This is a genomic window from Paenibacillus crassostreae (assembly GCF_001857945.1).
GTDB classification, from domain to species: domain Bacteria; phylum Bacillota; class Bacilli; order Paenibacillales; family Paenibacillaceae; genus Paenibacillus_AQ; species Paenibacillus_AQ crassostreae.
The window spans coordinates 1,324,376-1,341,366 of sequence record NZ_CP017770.1; the positions used below are offsets into that span (position 1 = coordinate 1,324,376).

Here is a 16,991-nt window from a genome sequence, read left to right on the forward strand (position 1 = left end):
TTTTTTTCCCCCTTAAAATGATTGCATTATCCTAGAACCCTTTTAGGTTCTCGTAAAGACCATACTGCTCGAAAAACTCATCTCGAAAATCAAGGAGTCTATCTTCCATAATACTCTGTCTCACTTTTCGCATTAAATCTAGCAAGAAATGCAGATTATGGTATGTAGTCAGTCTCAATCCAAAAGTCTCATCAGCTTTAATTAGATGTCTCAAATAAGCTCTTGAGTAATTTTTGCAAGTATAACAATCGCATGCTGGATCTAGTGGTCCAAAGTCACGGGCATACTTTGCATTACGAATTACTACTCTTCCTTCGCTTGTCATCGTTGTCCCATTACGAGCAATCCGTGTTGGTAGAACGCAGTCAAACATATCAATTCCACGAATAGATCCTTCAATCAGAGCATCGGGAGATCCTACGCCCATTAAATATCGAGGTTTATTGCTTGGAAGAAGTGGAACTGTGTAATCCAAAACATCGTACATCAGCTGCTTCGACTCTCCTACACTGAGTCCACCAATAGCATAACCCGGGAAATCCATGGAAGTCAAATCTTGGGCACTTTGTCTACGTAAATCCTCATACATCCCACCTTGAACAATACCAAATAGTCCTTGATCATGACTTCGAGCATGACTTTCTAGACAACGCTCAGCCCAGCGTGTTGTTCGTTCAAGTGATTTCTTAACGTATTCGTATTCTGCAGGGTATGGAGGACATTCATCGAAAGCCATCATAATGTCAGATCCAAGTGCATTCTGGATTTCCATAACAACCTCTGGAGATAAGAATAACTTATCACCATTTAGATGTGAGCGGAAATGAACGCCTTCCTCCGTAATCTTACGCATTTCACTAAGACTAAATACTTGAAATCCACCACTGTCCGTCAGAATGGGGCGATCCCAATTCATGAATTTATGGAGGCCACCTGCTTCGCGAATAATATCGTGACCAGGGCGAAGGAACAGGTGATAAGTATTACTTAGAATAATCTGTGCATCCATTTGCTTAAGTTCTTCCGGACTCATCGTTTTGACCGTAGCTAACGTGCCTACGGGCATAAATGTCGGTGTCTCAATAATACCATGTGGAGTATGAACACGACCTAAACGAGCTCCTGATTGCTTACATGTTTTAATATGTTCATAAGTGATTGCAGCTGTCATAATGTATTTGTATTCCTTCCTTATATGTCATTCAACTTCGATTAGTAAATAAACATCGCATCCCCAAAACTAAAGAAGCGATATTTCTCTTTCACTGCTTCTTGATACGCTTCAAGAATATGTTCTCGGCCCGCCAATGCACTTACAAGCATCACCAACGTAGACTTTGGTAGATGAAAGTTCGTGATCAAAGCATCAACAACCTTAAATTGATAACCTGGATACATGAAAATACTTGTCCATCCACTACTTTCCTTCAATGGTCCACCTGCACATTTCTGTCCTACAGTTTCTAGTGTACGAGCAGATGTTGTTCCTACAGCAATAATTCTTCCACCGTTTTGATGAGTTTTATTCAATAAATCTGCTGTTTCTTGTGATAAAGAATAATACTCCTCATGCATCACATGGTCTTCTACTTTTTCTACAGACATCGGACGGAAGGTCCCTAGTCCTACATGAAGAGTAATGAATGCCACGGATACCCCTTTGGCACGAATCTCTTCAAGTAACTCATCTGTGAAATGAAGGCCTGCTGTAGGTGCTGCAGCTGAACCTTCATGACGCGCATACACGGTTTGATAACGTTCACGATCTTCAAGCTTATCTTTAATATATGGAGGAAGTGGCATTTGACCTAACCGATCAAGAATCTCGTGAAATATACCTTGATAAGAAAAAGCAAGAACTCGAGCGCCCATTTCGCCTTCAGATTCAATGACTGCTTTAAGTTCATCACTAAAAGTAATAACATTACCTTGCTTAAGCTTTTTGCCAGGTTTCACTAATACTTCCCAGCGATCCTGACCTAAATTTTTAAGTAACAGAATTTCAGCTTTAGCTCCTGTTTCCTCTTTCACTCCGAAAAGTCTAGCAGGAATAACACGCGTATCATTCAGTACCAATGTATCTCCAGACTTAAGGTAACCAGTAATCTCCTTAAAGGAATGATGCTCAATTGTTCCTTTTTCTTTGCTCAACGTTAGCAGTCGTGATGAACTTCGATCTAGAAGTGGTGTCTGAGCAATCAATTCTTCTGGTAGATCAAAATTATATAATTCTACATCCATGTTGTCGTCATTCCTTAACAATAGTGACATTTTGATAATAGTGTTTCAAAATATCCTGATAATCATTCCCTGCATCTGCCATGCCTTTGGCTCCCCATTGAGAAAGTCCAAGTCCATGTCCGTTTCCTTGCCCAATAAATTTAAATTTCTCACTTGCATCCACTACAATCGCCTTAGAATCACCATTCATGATGACTGTCGTATTCCCATTTAAACTATTAATTCCCGATGAAGAGATCACAGAAGTAGATGAATTAGTTGCTTGTACCGTTGCACCATCTGAACCTAATACAGTATAACTTCCAGTGGATACAATATCAAATAATGTACTCGGTAATCCATTTAGTGCTGATCTAAATTGATCTGGATACCTAACATTTAAAAATTGACCATTCACCATTAGTTCAATAACCCGGCCAGAAGGTCCCCTTTTCGTAATTTCTAATGTACGGATCGTAGTAGGTAATTCTGATAAAGACCTTCCTTGCATAGTCTTAAGTAACTCTGCTGAGGTATAAGGGCCTCTGATCCAAGAGTATGAGTTCGATTCTGTAACTTTATCAAGAATAACTGCCATATCCCCAGGGTTAAGTTTACCAATTGGTTCTACAGTTGATTGAATTTGGGGTATGGGGCGGACATTCGTATTTGTCGCTGTTACGGTTAGTTGAGTTAGTCCTGCTAAAGTTGTACTGGTCAATTCTTTCACATTATCTGCACGAATGTAACCTGTAAGTCCATTATTCAGTAATACATAATACCACATTTGCAAACTATTCTCGGCGGATAAATCCCCTTCACTTGTGACACTTGAGAAAGTATTATTGTTGCTATTCCATACTTCACTAGAATCTGCAGTAACTCCACCACTATTAGATGAGAAGATCGTCTCAACCACCTTACCATCTTTAACCAGAATTTCTCCCTTTGTATCATCGACAGCTTGTGTAATACTAGGTGCTTCCGTACTTATTCCGTTATAGACTTGGCTTAATGTCGTATCAACCACATCTGCCACTTTAAATTTGTTTTTTTGGAATATCGCATAACTTCTTGCTGCTACCGCTTGGGATTTCAGTGCTGCTGCTGGCCATGATGAAGGAGTTTCTCCTCCGACAACGGAATACAAGTATTGTTCTAAGGGTAGTTCATTTATCAACGATAGCTGACCATTATATGAACTTATTTCCAGATTCCCTCGATAACTACGTTTTGATCTCTCCATAACTTTCATCGTATTGTTTTGATTTGGAATCCATACCTTTGTAGATTCACCGCTAATTTGATAATGATCAACTGTCTTGAGAGCAGTTGTATTAAGTCCAACGTCCTGACGTAGAATCAATGCTGGAATGGATGAATCTACAGTCGATAATTGGATCCCTGGTATAACTAAATTGATATCTTGTTGGAGTATCGTTAATTCACTAACGTTTATTGCCTCGCCTACCCACACCCCATATTGTATTCCACCAGTAAGTGGATATTGGACTGCGACCCTAGCGTCATACCCAGCATTAAACATCATATTTTGTTGTTCAATAGCTTGATCTATCGTAGTAAAATTCCCTACTGATAAATGATTATTTCCTTTTAACGATGGGACTTGTCCATTCAGATTAGCGCCTACTGTTTGATTAACGCGATTCACAGCATCTGTGCCTGCTTGTTCAGTAGCATACATGCCAGTATACAATTGATATACAGGGAGTCCACCTAATGATGAACTAAATAGAATTGGTTTATCCACGGTAGATGATAATTTCTGTGATACCTCCATCGCCATTTTCCAATCTGTTGTCTCCAATACTTTTACACGAAAGGAATCTAAGCTAAATCGAACTTGATTATTAGCTGGTAAGGACACCATCTGCTGGTACCCAGCCGATCCTATGACTCCGGCATTCCAAGGTGACTCAGATTCTAGAGTAACCGCTGGAACAACTGATTTATAAGTGCTTCCCAAATCAAGAAACATAGCCACTCTTATCGTATCTGGAACAAATCCTGCTGCCATAACTCCAGTTGGACTATTCAAGCAACTCAAGCCAATAACTACAATTAGCAACCATTGTGTCAAACTCTTCAAGACTTTTTTCTTTCTATCACGAATCATCGGATGTTTCCTCCTGAGCTAGTCATTTAATTCTGTTGAGGTGGTTGTGGTAATCCTAAATGTTGATACGCTGTGGAAGTTACCATTCTACCGCGTGGAGTTCGTTGTAGGAATCCAATCTGCATCAAATAAGGTTCATAGACATCTTCAATCGTTTGACTTTCTTCCCCTATCGTAGCCGCGATCGTATCTAACCCTACAGGTCCTCCACGAAAGCTCGTAATCATCGTATGAAGTATTTTATAGTCAATCTGATCTAAACCTCTTGGGTCTACTTGTAACATATGGAGTGCCTGATCCGCAATATCCCTTGTAATCATCCCATCACCACGTACTTGCGCATAATCACGTACACGTTTTAATAACCGATTAGCAATACGAGGGGTTCCCCTTGCTCTTAGAGCAATTTCATCCGCTGCATCCCCGATAATTTCAATCCCAAAGATTTCAGCACCTCTTGACACAATATAACTCAACTCATCTACGCTATAGAACTCTAGACGGCTAACTACACCGAAACGGTCTCGAAGTGGTGCTGATAATAGTCCTGCACGTGTTGTAGCTCCTATCAATGTAAACGGTGGTAAATCCAAACGGACAGATCGAGCACTAGGACCCTTACCGATCATTATATCTAATGCAAAATCCTCCATCGCGGGGTACATGACTTCTTCTACCGTCCGATGTAGACGGTGAATCTCATCAATAAATAGTACGTCCCCCTCTTGTAGATTAGTTAGTAATGCAGCCAAATCCCCCGGACGTTCAATAGCAGGACCTGAGGTTGTTCGTAAATTCACACCTAGCTCATTAGCAATAATATTGGCTAGCGTCGTTTTACCAAGGCCTGGAGGGCCATATAGGAGCACATGGTCTAGGGCTTCGTTACGCATCTTAGCTGCTTCTATATAAATTTTCAGATTTTCCTTCACTTGATTCTGACCAATATACTCTGCCAAATAGCGAGGGCGAAGACTAAGCTCTACTGCTTGATCTTCCATCATCAAGTTTGCTGAAATAATTCGGTCTTCCATTTATTATCGCTCCTCTTCCTTAGCCCGCATAGAGCAGTTTGAGCGCCCGTTTCATTAAGACGTCTACCGTTTCTTCATATGTGACATCGTCTTTGATCTTTAACCAAACTCCGTCAAGTTCCGTTTCTGTGTAACCTAAAGCTTTCAATCCTTCCCTAGCTTCAGACCAAGCCGAGCCGTCCCCAACTTGCGGTTCTGGAACTGTAAATAATCCTCCTGAAATCACATTTGTTGCGAATCCATCCAGCTTGTCCTTCAAATCAAGAATCATCCGCTGTGCAGTCTTCTTACCTATGCCCGGAAGCTTCGTTAAGAATGTTATATTCTCTTGATATATCGCAGACACCACAAGATCAGGGTTACCCCCACTTAATATGCCAAGTGCAACCTTTGGACCAATACCCGACACCTCAATTAGCTTACGGAACAATTTCTGTTCTTCCCTTGTTGGGAACCCGAATAATAATATGGCATCTTCTCGTACATTATAGTGTATGTAGATTGTTAATTCGCCTTCCATCTTAGCAAAGACAAATGGATTCGGACAAAACACCCGATAACCTACACCACGGACATCAATAACTACATAGTCATTTTCTAAATGGACAACGGTACCTTTTAAGAAATCAATCATTTCCCCAATACCTCTTTTAACTTCGAATTTAGTGTGGAAGAATGGGCATGGCATATAGCTACAGCCAGAGCATCAGCAACATCATCCGGTTTAGGAATTTCCTTCAGGTGAAGATATATTCGTACCATTTCCTGGACTTGTTTTTTCTCTGCCTTCCCATATCCTACAATAGCTTGTTTTACTTGTAAGGGCGTATATTCAGCGACTGGTAGTCCCTTTTGCACCGCAGCCAGAATCATGACACCACGTGCTTGGCTTACAATCATTGCCGTCGTTACATTACGATTGAAGAAAAGTTTCTCGAATGCAACGGCATCTGGCTTATATTTATCTATTAATTGTACTATACCTTCATATACATGTAGCAACCGATCTTCTTCTGGTGTATGGGCTTCTGTCTGAATACAACCATATTGAACCGGAGTGACCTTACTTCCTACCTTGTCTACAAAACCAAATCCGACAATGGCGATACCCGGATCAATCCCTAAAATGCGCAAGTTAATCTCTCCTTCATCATAAAGCGAACATATGTATTCGTTATCTTATTATATGAAAAACTAAGCACTAAGTCTATTATCAAGTAGAAAGCTCTTTCGTATTACGTAATCCTTTTCATTCTATAGGCGTTACCTATTATTTTAATAGATATAATTGGATTGACCAATTGTTTTTCAATTCATTATAATGAAAGAAGTATATTTCTATTAAACTCAGGAGGAGTTAAAATATGAAGGACATTCAAATCTCCATTAGAGAAGATCTTAAACAGAAGCCAGATCAAGATCATCTTGAATTTGGACAACACTTTACGGATCATATGTTTTTATTTGATTACAATTCCGAACAGGGTTGGCATGACCCTCGTATTGTCCCATATGGCCCTATCGTATTAGAACCAGCGGCGATGGTATTACACTATGGTCAAGCTGTGTTCGAAGGTATGAAGGCATTCAATACAAACAATGGCAACGTTCTTTTATTCAGACCCCAAAAGAATATGGAACGTTTAAATCAATCAAACCGCCGTCTTGAAATTCCAGAAATCGATGAAGAATTCATTCTACATGCTATTCAGACCCTAATAAATGTAGATAAAGAATGGATACCTTCTGGCAAAGGTACTTCTTTATATATTCGTCCTTTTATTATAGCGACTGAACCATGTCTTGGCGTAAGAGCTGCTCATAACTATCAACTACTAGTGATTTTATCTCCAGTTGGTGCTTACTATAGCGAAGGACTAGAGCCTGTTAAAATCAACGTAGAGTCCTCCTATTCCCGAGCTGTACGTGGTGGGTTAGGAACTGCCAAGGCAGCAGGTAACTATGCAGCAAGTATCAAAGCACAGACTGAGGCTAAAGAAGCAGGATATTCCCAAGTACTCTGGTTAGATGCACTAGAAAGAAAATATGTTGAAGAAGTTGGCAGCATGAACATATTCTTTAAAATTAATGGTACAGTCATTACACCAGAGTTGAACGGTAGCATTCTAGCAGGAGTAACTCGTGATTCCATCATTGAACTTTTGACTAATTGGGGAATAACAGTCGAAGAACGTCGGATTTCGATGGATGAAATCTACCAAGCCCATAAGGATCATACTTTAGAAGAAGTATTCGGAACAGGTACTGCGGCTGTCATTTCTCCTGTTGGTGAATTATTCTGGGATGATCGCCAAATAATCATTAATGATGGTTGTATTGGAGAACTGTCTCAACAGCTTTATGATACTATCACTGGGATTCAAACTGGAATGGTCCCTGATACACTTCAGTGGACAGTACAAGTATAAAACAAAAGAAGAGATCTCCCTAAGTTGGGAGATCTCTTTTTATCATGGAGAATTTTATGTTTCTTAATCTGCTCGCTTCATTACATTCTCCGAATATTCTTGTGCATAATCACTGAAAGTGGATATAACACTATTGTATTCATCAATATCTTGAATTCGAATTCCTTCATATAATTGTTCTAATACACCTTCAGGAAGTGCCGATTCCATCGAATTAATATCAAGTTGAAAAAATGTCTTTAGTACCTTTTCTTGTTTAGGAGGTCCTTCGAATAAAGTTAGATTCCCTTTATCATCCATACTTATATAAGCTTTTTGTTTACATGCAGGTGATAGATCCTCAATTGATTCCACTAACCATACATCTTCATCTGCAGTAAAGTAGCCTTTCCAAGTGGGATTATCCCGCAATAGTCCAGCAATATCATCTGAACTCATCTGATCAATAACACTTTCTTCACGACCACATATATAGTTTTTTTGAATAACTACCTTATGAAATTTTCCAGTGTTATTTAATCTTTGTAAAAATTGAGAATCGTCTTCGGTTTGATCCATCCATTCTGTTTGTTGTAGGTATTGTAAGGTTTCTACCGCAATTTGCGGCTTCGAATTTAATAATGATTGAATTTTTTCAGATATCTGCATACTCCACCATATCATCGTTGCTATGATTAGGCATATTGCTATGGTCCCTACTTGACGCTTCCACCATTTCCAATTTCTCTTTATCCTTTTTTTTAGCTTTGAAGCGTTCATGCTAATCCCCTTCTATCTGCTTACTTTTCTATATTGTGACCGAGCAATAGTACATTTATACTAAGAAGCAGATATGGAAACAATTAGAGCAATATCCTCCATTACATATGAAATAAAATAAATTAATTTATATAAACGCGAAAAGAACCATCGAATATATTCGATGGTTCTAAACTTAATCGGGACGACACGATTTGAACATGCGACCCCCTGGACCCAAACCAGGTGCTCTACCAAGCTGAGCTACGTCCCGATATATGCCGGTGAAGGGACTCGAACCCCCACGGTTTCCCTCACGATTTTGAGTCGTGCGCGTCTGCCAGTTCCGCCACACCGGCGCATTGAATGAATAACAATAAAATGGTGCGCCCTAAGAGATTCGAACTCCTGGCCTTTTGATTCGTAGTCAAACGCTCTATCCAGCTGAGCTAAGGGCGCAAATATAATAAAAATGGAGCGGACGACGGGAATCGAACCCGCGACCCTCGCCTTGGCAAGGCGATGCTCTACCGCTGAGCCACGTCCGCAACATATGGTGCGCGTGGAGGGACTTGAACCCCCACGTCGTGAAACGCTAGATCCTAAGTCTAGTGCGTCTGCCAATTCCGCCACACGCGCACACTTGTAAAGAAAATGGTGAGCCATGAAGGATTCGAACCTTCGACACCCTGATTAAAAGTCAGGTGCTCTACCAACTGAGCTAATGGCTCATACAAAGTAATTATAATGGCGGAACCGACGGGATTCGAACCCGCGATCTCCTGCGTGACAGGCAGGCATGTTAGGCCAACTACACCACGGTTCCTTATAATTTAAATTGGTTGCGGGGGCAGGATTTGAACCTGCGGCCTTCGGGTTATGAGCCCGACGAGCTACCGGGCTGCTCCACCCCGCGTCATTCAGTAATTTATGGTGGAGGCTGAGGGGATCGAACCCCCGACCCTCTGCTTGTAAGGCAGATGCTCTCCCAGCTGAGCTAAGCCTCCATAAATACATTAAATATTTCAGCCATAAAATTGGTGACCCGTAGGGGACTCGAACCCCTGTTACCTCCGTGAAAGGGAGGTGTCTTAACCACTTGACCAACGGGCCGTTATGGCTCCCCGAACAGGACTCGAACCTGTGACAACTCGATTAACAGTCGAGTGCTCTACCAACTGAGCTATCAGGGAATATAATGGTTTGTTCAACATTCTTCACATGACTATGTACGTAAATTATGTCTTACAACATTATTGCTTGGCGACGTCCTACTCTCCCAGGACCCTGCGGTCCAAGTACCATCGGCGCTGGAGGGCTTAACGGTCGTGTTCGGGATGGGTACGTGTGGAACCCCTCCGCTATCGCCACCAAACGTGATTTTTCGAAGCTTACGCTTCTCGAAATCGCTGCGAGAAAATATGAGCCCTTAGAAAGGACATGCAGCTATCAGATGTTTGATCACCTGAAAACTAGATACGAACGAATCTGCATTGAAACTTTTCACTTACGGAAGTATTTCTACTCCGTAAAGCTTTTAGGATAAGCCCTCGACCGATTAGTATTGGTCAGCTCCGTGCATTACTGCACTTCCACCTCCAACCTATCTACCTCGTAGTCTTCAAGGGGTCTTACTAATTGGGAAATCTCATCTTGAGGGGGGCTTCACGCTTAGATGCTTTCAGCGCTTATCCCGTCCGCACGTAGCTACCCAGCTATGCTCCTGGCGGAACAACTGGTACACCAGAGGTGCGTCCATCCCGGTCCTCTCGTACTAAGGACAGCTCCTCTCAAATTTCCTGCGCCCACGACAGATAGGGACCGAACTGTCTCACGACGTTCTGAACCCAGCTCGCGTACCGCTTTAATGGGCGAACAGCCCAACCCTTGGGACCTACTTCAGCCCCAGGATGCGATGAGCCGACATCGAGGTGCCAAACCTCCCCGTCGATGTGGACTCTTGGGGGAGATAAGCCTGTTATCCCCAGGGTAGCTTTTATCCGTTGAGCGATGGCCCTTCCATGCGGTACCACCGGATCACTAAGCCCGACTTTCGTCCCTGCTCGACTTGTAGGTCTCGCAGTCAAGCTCCCTTCTGCCTTTGCACTCTTCGAATGATTTCCAACCATTCTGAGGGAACCTTGGGGCGCCTCCGTTACTCTTTAGGAGGCGACCGCCCCAGTCAAACTGCCCACCTGACACTGTCCCCGAACCGGTTTACGGTCCTAGGTTAGAACCTAGATACGATCAGGGTGGTATCCCAACGGCGCCTCCATAGAAGCTTGCGCTCCTATTTCTCAGGCTCCCACCTATCCTGTACAAATCGTACCCAAATTCAATATCAAGCTGCAGTAAAGCTCCATGGGGTCTTTCCGTCTTGTCGCGGGTAACCTGCATCTTCACAGGTATTAAAATTTCACCGGATCTCTCGTTGAGACAGCGCCCAAATCGTTACGCCATTCGTGCGGGTCAGAATTTACCTGACAAGGAATTTCGCTACCTTAGGACCGTTATAGTTACGGCCGCCGTTTACTGGGGCTTCGGTTCATAGCTTCGGGTTTCCCCTAACCACTCCCCTTAACCTTCCAGCACCGGGCAGGCGTCAGCCCGTATACTTCGCCTTACGGCTTCGCACAGACCTGTGTTTTTGCTAAACAGTCGCTTGGGCCTTTTCACTGCGGCCCCCTCGTGCTATTCACACTACCGGGGCACCCCTTCTCCCGAAGTTACGGGGTCATTTTGCCGAGTTCCTTAACGAGAGTTCTTCCGCGCGCCTTAGAATTCTCTTCTCGCCTACCTGTGTCGGTTTGCGGTACGGGCACCTTCTCCTGGTTAGAGGCTTTTCTTGGCAGTGTGAGATCATGACCTTCGCTACTATAATTTTCGCTCCCCATCACAGCCCAGCCTATTAGTGTGCGGATTTGCCTACACACAAGCCTCACTGCTTAGACGGACTATTCCATCAGTCCGCGTCACTACCCTGCTGCGTCACCCCATTACTCATAACGGATTACGGTGGTACAGGAATTTCAACCTGTTGTCCATCCACTACGCCTTTCGGCCTCGCGTTAGGTCCCGACTTACCCTGAGAGGACGAGCCTTCCTCAGGAAACCTTGGGCTTTCGGCGGATCAGATTCTCACTGATCTTTTCGTTACTTATACCGGCATTCTCACTTGTATAGTGTCCAGCGCTCCTCACGGTACACCTTCAACCTCTATACAACGCTCCCCTACCCCAGATGCAAAGCATCTAGCCATAGCTTCGGTGGTGTGTTTAGCCCCGTTACATTTTCGGCGCAGAGTCACTCGACCAGTGAGCTATTACGCACTCTTTCAATGGTGGCTGCTTCTAAGCCAACATCCTGGTTGTCTGTGCAACTCCACATCCTTTTCCACTCAACACACACTTGGGGACCTTAGCTGATGGTCTGGGCTGTTTCCCTTTCGACAATGGATCTTAGCACTCACTGTCTGACTCCCGGATATAAGTACATGGCATTCGGAGTTTGACTGAGCTTGGTAACCCTTGCGGGCCCCGCACCCAATCAGTGCTCTACCTCCACGACTCTTCATCCGAGGCTAGCCCTAAAGCTATTTCGGGGAGAACCAGCTATCTCCGAGTTCGATTGGAATTTCTCCGCTACCCCCACCTCATCCCCGCATTTTTCAACATGCGTGGGTTCGGGCCTCCAGTGCGTGTTACCGCACCTTCACCCTGGACAGGGGTAGATCACTCGGTTTCGGGTCTACGTCCACGTACTATATGTCGCCCTATTCAGACTCGCTTTCGCTGCGGCTCCGGCTTCTCACCTTAACCTTGCACGGGAACGTAACTCGCCGGTTCATTCTACAAAAGGCACGCCATCACCCATTAATAGGGCTCTGACTTTTTGTAAGCACACGGTTTCAGGTTCTATTTCACTCCCCTTCCGGGGTGCTTTTCACCTTTCCCTCACGGTACTGTTTCACTATCGGTCGCTAGGGAGTATTTAGCCTTAGCAGATGGTCCTGCTGGATTCATACGGGGTTTCACGTGCCCCGCACTACTCGGGATACGTCTCGGAGGGAATACACTTTCAGCTACAGGGCTTTTACCTTCTATGCCGGGCCTTTCCAGACCTCTTCGCTTAATATATTCCTTTGTAACTCCATGTGAGACGTCCCACAACCCCAAGGAGCAAGCTCCTTGGTTTGGGCTAATCCGCGTTCGCTCGCCGCTACTGACGGAATCACTATTGTTTTCTCTTCCTCAGGGTACTTAGATGTTTCAGTTCCCCTGGTCTGTCTCTACCCACCCTATGTATTCAGGTGGGAGTGACTGCGTATTACCACAGCCGGGTTTCCCCATTCGGACACCCCCGGATCAAAGCTTGCTTACAGCTCCCCGAGGCAGTTTCGTTGTTCGCCACGTCCTTCATCGACTCCTAGCGCCTAGGCATCCTCCGTGTGCTCTTAGTAGCTTAACCTCAATTTTTCTCAAAGAGAAAATATTGTAGCTACTTTTACACTTTGTTTTGTTAACAAGTAACAAAACGTAAATATAAAAGTGATGAATTTGAAATTGATGAAATCCAATTTAAAAATCATCAAGAATGTTTCAACTTGCAAATTCGTTCGTTATCTAGTTTTCAAGGATCAAGTTCCTACCGCTTGTTCAGCGGAAGAATATCATATCATTTCTTCCCTCACCAGTCACCCAGTAAGTATTGGAAAAGATATTACTTTGAAAGATTGCTCTTTCAAAACTGAACACGAGTGAGTGTCGACTTTGCATTGCAAAGTCTATTTACGCCGACTTACATCGGACGCTTTGAATGTTTCCGTTGCAGGAAACGATTCTCCATAGAAAGGAGGTGATCCAGCCGCACCTTCCGATACGGCTACCTTGTTACGACTTCACCCCAATCATCTACCCCACCTTCGGCGGCTGGCTCCCTTGCGGGTTACCCCACCGACTTCGGGTGTTGTAAACTCTCGTGGTGTGACGGGCGGTGTGTACAAGACCCGGGAACGTATTCACCGCGGCATGCTGATCCGCGATTACTAGCAATTCCGACTTCATGTAGGCGGGTTGCAGCCTACAATCCGAACTGAGACCAGCTTTGTTGGGATTGGCTCCACCTCGCGGTTTCGCAGCCCGTTGTACTGGCCATTGTAGTACGTGTGTAGCCCAGGTCATAAGGGGCATGATGATTTGACGTCATCCCCACCTTCCTCCGGTTTGTCACCGGCAGTCTGCTTAGAGTGCCCACCATAATGTGCTGGCAACTAAGCATAAGGGTTGCGCTCGTTGCGGGACTTAACCCAACATCTCACGACACGAGCTGACGACAACCATGCACCACCTGTCTCCTCTGTCCCGAAGGCCGCCACTATCTCTAGTGGATTCAGAGGGATGTCAAGACCTGGTAAGGTTCTTCGCGTTGCTTCGAATTAAACCACATACTCCACTGCTTGTGCGGGTCCCCGTCAATTCCTTTGAGTTTCAGTCTTGCGACCGTACTCCCCAGGCGGAGTGCTTAATGTGTTAACTTCGGCACCAAGGGTATCGAAACCCCTAACACCTAGCACTCATCGTTTACGGCGTGGACTACCAGGGTATCTAATCCTGTTTGCTCCCCACGCTTTCGCGCCTCAGCGTCAGTTACAGCCCAGAGAGTCGCCTTCGCCACTGGTGTTCCTCCACATATCTACGCATTTCACCGCTACACGTGGAATTCCACTCTCCTCTTCTGTACTCAAGTCACCCAGTTTTCAGTGCGACCCAGGGTTGAGCCCTGGAATTAAACACCAAACTTAAATGACCGCCTGCGCGCGCTTTACGCCCAATAATTCCGGACAACGCTTGCCCCCTACGTATTACCGCGGCTGCTGGCACGTAGTTAGCCGGGGCTTTCTTCTCAGGTACCGTCACCTTGAGAGCAGTTACTCTCCCAAGCGTTCTTCCCTGGCAACAGAGCTTTACGATCCGAAAACCTTCATCACTCACGCGGCGTTGCTCCGTCAGACTTTCGTCCATTGCGGAAGATTCCCTACTGCTGCCTCCCGTAGGAGTCTGGGCCGTGTCTCAGTCCCAGTGTGGCCGTTCACCCTCTCAGGTCGGCTACGCATCGTCGCCTTGGTGAGCCGTTACCTCACCAACTAGCTAATGCGCCGCAGGCCCATCTGTAAGTGGCAGATTGCTCCGCCTTTCAGTGTCTCCCCAGGAGAGGAAACAAGTTATCCGGTATTAGCTACCGTTTCCGGTAGTTATCCCAGTCTTACAGGCAGGTTACCTACGTGTTACTCACCCGTCCGCCGCTAAGTGATTTGAAAGCAAGCTTTCAAATCACTCCGCTCGACTTGCATGTATTAGGCACGCCGCCAGCGTTCGTCCTGAGCCAGGATCAAACTCTCCATATAGGATGAATTTCAGATCGACTTTGCAGTGATCTTAATTTCATCAGGAGTTCGTTTCAAATTAGCTTTGCAGCGATTTGGAACGAACTATGAAAAGAGCGATTCGCTCATTTTGAAACAAACTGACGAGAAATTTCTTTCTCTATCAAATGATTTCTCATTTGTTTTGTTCTCACTTTCGTGAAAACCACTCACTCGTTGTTCAGTTTTCAAAGATCAATTTCTTTCGTTATTGTTGTCAGTTGTTCTCGGTGACAACTTTTATATAATATCATGTTTTTTGAGATAATGCAAGAAGAATTTTTATATTATTAATCTCTTGTCTTGCACTCTTCTAAACTATCTCTTCCATCCAATATAGATTTAATGGGTGGATAAATAATTTAACATATTACAACCCCGTTTTGCAACTGGTAATAATACACAACAAATCAAGACAAGCGATTTATTAATTCGCCTGTCTTGATTTGTTAGATACTTAATTTTTTATCCATGGATTACGGTGTCTTTTTGAGATGCTCTTTTTTTTGTTTGTCTTGCTTGGAGCAGTTTTCCCTACCTTATTTGCCGATTTGTCATCTTCTTTTTTCACGCTTGAAATTTTCACAGTCTCCAGTTTTTTATCAGTAACTACTTTTTTAGTATCCACAGAGGATTCGGCTTGAACTTTATTAGTCTCAATGTTTGATTCCTGAGTAATTTGTTGATTTACCTTTAAGATATCTTCTTCTCTACTATGGCAACCGCAATCTTTTATGGTTTGACTTTCTACCTTTTGTGGATAAGGCGAAATATTTGCTCCATATGACATATTCGATGGTGATAAATTGTTACTCTGTACGAAAGACGGTGGAAATGTCCACTCGTATGGATGAGTGCAAGAATAAATATTCGAATCGGTTATCGGTACCATTTCTGTTGGAGCCGTTAAATTAGGCATTGCTGACAGATTATCAGAATAACCACCATAAGTATTTTCTACGGACGGAACACCATAGGGCGATATATTCGGGTTACAATTGTATGGAGAGTCATAAGTCATTTGTGTATACGCAGGGAAGCTCGACTGAACATATTGAGGTTGTTGCCAATATCCTTGATACTCATAATAAGGTTGTTCACATAACGGTTGTTCGAACTGCGGTTGAACTTGTGCATTACTTTCCGCTAAACCAGGATAGATTGCATTTTCCGTAAAGCCTGGGTTCACTTGAGATTTCTCCATGATAGGAGTCTGCGCTACTACTTCCTTAGTTGGTACTGGGAATTCAAAATATAAATGCTGTGACATTTCCACTTTTTCTTCTTTCATAGCAATTGGCGCAACTGGATTCTCTTGTACAGGAGTTGGAATCTGTTGGATTGGAGCTGGTATTTCTTGAATAGGAGAAATATTAACTGGTAGCTGTGGAAGTTGCGGAATGACTGGGGGTTCACTTTGTATTGGAGCTGTTTCTGTTTTGATCCCAGTAAATGTTTTCCCCTCTTGTATAATACCTTCTTCCTTTACGTTACCTTCTGATGTTGCGAAGTAAATTTCATCTTTCAAAGCTAGCTCAGGGATATTCACAATCTCTCCAACAAGTAGGGCGTTCGGGTTCTTTAGTTGGGGATTGGCATCGATCATATCCTTAAGCGATACTCCCCATGCTTTAGATATTTTCCACAGACTATCTCCCTGCTTCACAACATGCTTATGGACAGCTTCTTCAGATACAGGTACAGAAACAGAAACAGACTTCGACGGAATTTTGACTTTATCACCTACGTTCAACAGGTTTGAATCTGTGAGCTGCGGATTAGCCTCGATTAACTTATCCAATGAGATTCCATACTTTTGGGATAAGTCATACAGGGTATCGCCCTTCTTAACCATGTGTATTTTCACGTGGCAAAAACCTCCTAAACTTCTTTTAGGCAGAATATTAGCCGCCTTCGCTACTATCATCTTATGCAGAGTTTTGGGCGGATGACATCATTAACAACAAAAAAAATCCATCCATGTTGTTACACGGAAGGATTTCTACTATTTA

General features: G+C 43.7%; 9 protein-coding genes, 11 tRNA genes and 3 rRNA genes. 1 reads left to right on the plus strand and 22 read right to left on the minus strand.

What is annotated here, in order from left to right:
• Positions 1-31: 31 nt before the first annotated feature.
• The 6 genes from tgt to ruvC are packed head-to-tail and all read right to left on the minus strand — an operon-like array spanning position 32 to position 6,525.
• Positions 32-1,171, minus strand: a complete 1,140-nt coding sequence (tgt, locus tag LPB68_RS06350; protein WP_068659124.1) for a tRNA guanosine(34) transglycosylase Tgt — start codon at positions 1,169-1,171, stop codon at positions 32-34.
• A 41-nt stretch (positions 1,172-1,212) separates the two neighbouring features.
• A complete protein-coding gene (gene queA, locus LPB68_RS06355; protein WP_068659122.1) occupies positions 1,213-2,241 on the minus strand; it encodes a tRNA preQ1(34) S-adenosylmethionine ribosyltransferase-isomerase QueA in 1,029 nt (342 codons plus the stop codon).
• A 7-nt stretch (positions 2,242-2,248) separates the two neighbouring features.
• Complete coding sequence (locus LPB68_RS06360; RefSeq protein WP_068659119.1) at positions 2,249-4,357, minus strand: SpoIID/LytB domain-containing protein; 2,109 nt, start codon at positions 4,355-4,357, stop codon at positions 2,249-2,251.
• Between the two features lie 26 nt (positions 4,358-4,383).
• Entirely contained in the window at positions 4,384-5,391 is a 1,008-nt protein-coding gene (gene ruvB, locus LPB68_RS06365; protein WP_068659117.1) for a Holliday junction branch migration DNA helicase RuvB, read from the minus strand.
• 19 nt (positions 5,392-5,410) lie between these two features.
• Positions 5,411-6,025: a Holliday junction branch migration protein RuvA gene (ruvA, locus tag LPB68_RS06370; RefSeq protein ID WP_068659115.1), complete on the minus strand. Its 615-nt coding sequence runs from the start codon at positions 6,023-6,025 to the stop codon at positions 5,411-5,413.
• Positions 6,022-6,525 carry a crossover junction endodeoxyribonuclease RuvC gene (gene ruvC / locus LPB68_RS06375; protein ID WP_068659113.1) on the minus strand — a complete coding sequence of 168 codons (504 nt, stop codon included), beginning with the start codon at positions 6,523-6,525 and terminating at the stop codon, positions 6,022-6,024. The genes ruvA and ruvC overlap by 4 nt, the downstream gene beginning before the upstream one ends.
• Positions 6,526-6,755: 230 nt before the next feature.
• Between ruvC and LPB68_RS06380 the strand changes: the two genes are divergently transcribed.
• The gene (locus tag LPB68_RS06380) at positions 6,756-7,820 is read left to right on the plus strand and encodes a branched-chain amino acid aminotransferase (RefSeq protein WP_068659111.1); all 1,065 of its coding nucleotides are present in this window, start codon (positions 6,756-6,758) and stop codon (positions 7,818-7,820) included.
• A 63-nt stretch (positions 7,821-7,883) separates the two neighbouring features.
• Here LPB68_RS06380 and LPB68_RS06385 read toward each other — a convergent pair whose 3' ends face one another.
• The 16 genes from LPB68_RS06385 to LPB68_RS06460 all read right to left on the minus strand — a co-directional run bounded on the left by LPB68_RS06385 (position 7,884) and on the right by LPB68_RS06460 (position 16,846).
• Positions 7,884-8,579, minus strand: a complete 696-nt coding sequence (locus LPB68_RS06385; protein WP_068659109.1) for a BofC C-terminal domain-containing protein — start codon at positions 8,577-8,579, stop codon at positions 7,884-7,886.
• A gap of 179 nt (positions 8,580-8,758) precedes the next feature.
• Positions 8,759-8,832 (minus strand) — tRNA-Pro (locus tag LPB68_RS06390).
• 5 nt (positions 8,833-8,837) lie between these two features.
• Positions 8,838-8,917, minus strand: a tRNA-Leu gene (locus LPB68_RS06395).
• 23 nt (positions 8,918-8,940) lie between these two features.
• Positions 8,941-9,017: transfer RNA gene (locus LPB68_RS06400), tRNA-Arg, on the minus strand.
• A gap of 14 nt (positions 9,018-9,031) precedes the next feature.
• Positions 9,032-9,106: transfer RNA gene (locus tag LPB68_RS06405), tRNA-Gly, on the minus strand.
• Between the two features lie 6 nt (positions 9,107-9,112).
• Positions 9,113-9,197 (minus strand) — tRNA-Leu (locus tag LPB68_RS06410).
• 16 nt (positions 9,198-9,213) lie between these two features.
• Positions 9,214-9,289, minus strand: a tRNA-Lys gene (locus LPB68_RS06415).
• A gap of 17 nt (positions 9,290-9,306) precedes the next feature.
• A tRNA-Asp gene (locus tag LPB68_RS06420) sits at positions 9,307-9,384 on the minus strand.
• A 13-nt stretch (positions 9,385-9,397) separates the two neighbouring features.
• Positions 9,398-9,474: transfer RNA gene (locus tag LPB68_RS06425), tRNA-Met, on the minus strand.
• Between the two features lie 15 nt (positions 9,475-9,489).
• Positions 9,490-9,565, minus strand: a tRNA-Val gene (locus LPB68_RS06430).
• A 31-nt stretch (positions 9,566-9,596) separates the two neighbouring features.
• Positions 9,597-9,671 (minus strand) — tRNA-Glu (locus LPB68_RS06435).
• Between the two features lie 4 nt (positions 9,672-9,675).
• Positions 9,676-9,751: transfer RNA gene (locus tag LPB68_RS06440), tRNA-Asn, on the minus strand.
• A gap of 65 nt (positions 9,752-9,816) precedes the next feature.
• Positions 9,817-9,933, minus strand: a 5S ribosomal RNA gene (rrf, locus tag LPB68_RS06445).
• A 163-nt stretch (positions 9,934-10,096) separates the two neighbouring features.
• Positions 10,097-13,025, minus strand: a 23S ribosomal RNA gene (locus tag LPB68_RS06450).
• Positions 13,026-13,405: 380 nt separating this feature from the next.
• Positions 13,406-14,961, minus strand: a 16S ribosomal RNA gene (locus LPB68_RS06455).
• Together the 16S, 23S and 5S rRNA genes with 11 tRNA genes alongside form the textbook arrangement of a ribosomal RNA operon.
• Positions 14,962-15,436: 475 nt before the next feature.
• Positions 15,437-16,846: a LysM peptidoglycan-binding domain-containing protein gene (locus tag LPB68_RS06460; protein ID WP_068657290.1), complete on the minus strand. Its 1,410-nt coding sequence runs from the start codon at positions 16,844-16,846 to the stop codon at positions 15,437-15,439.
• Positions 16,847-16,991 lie beyond the last annotated feature (145 nt).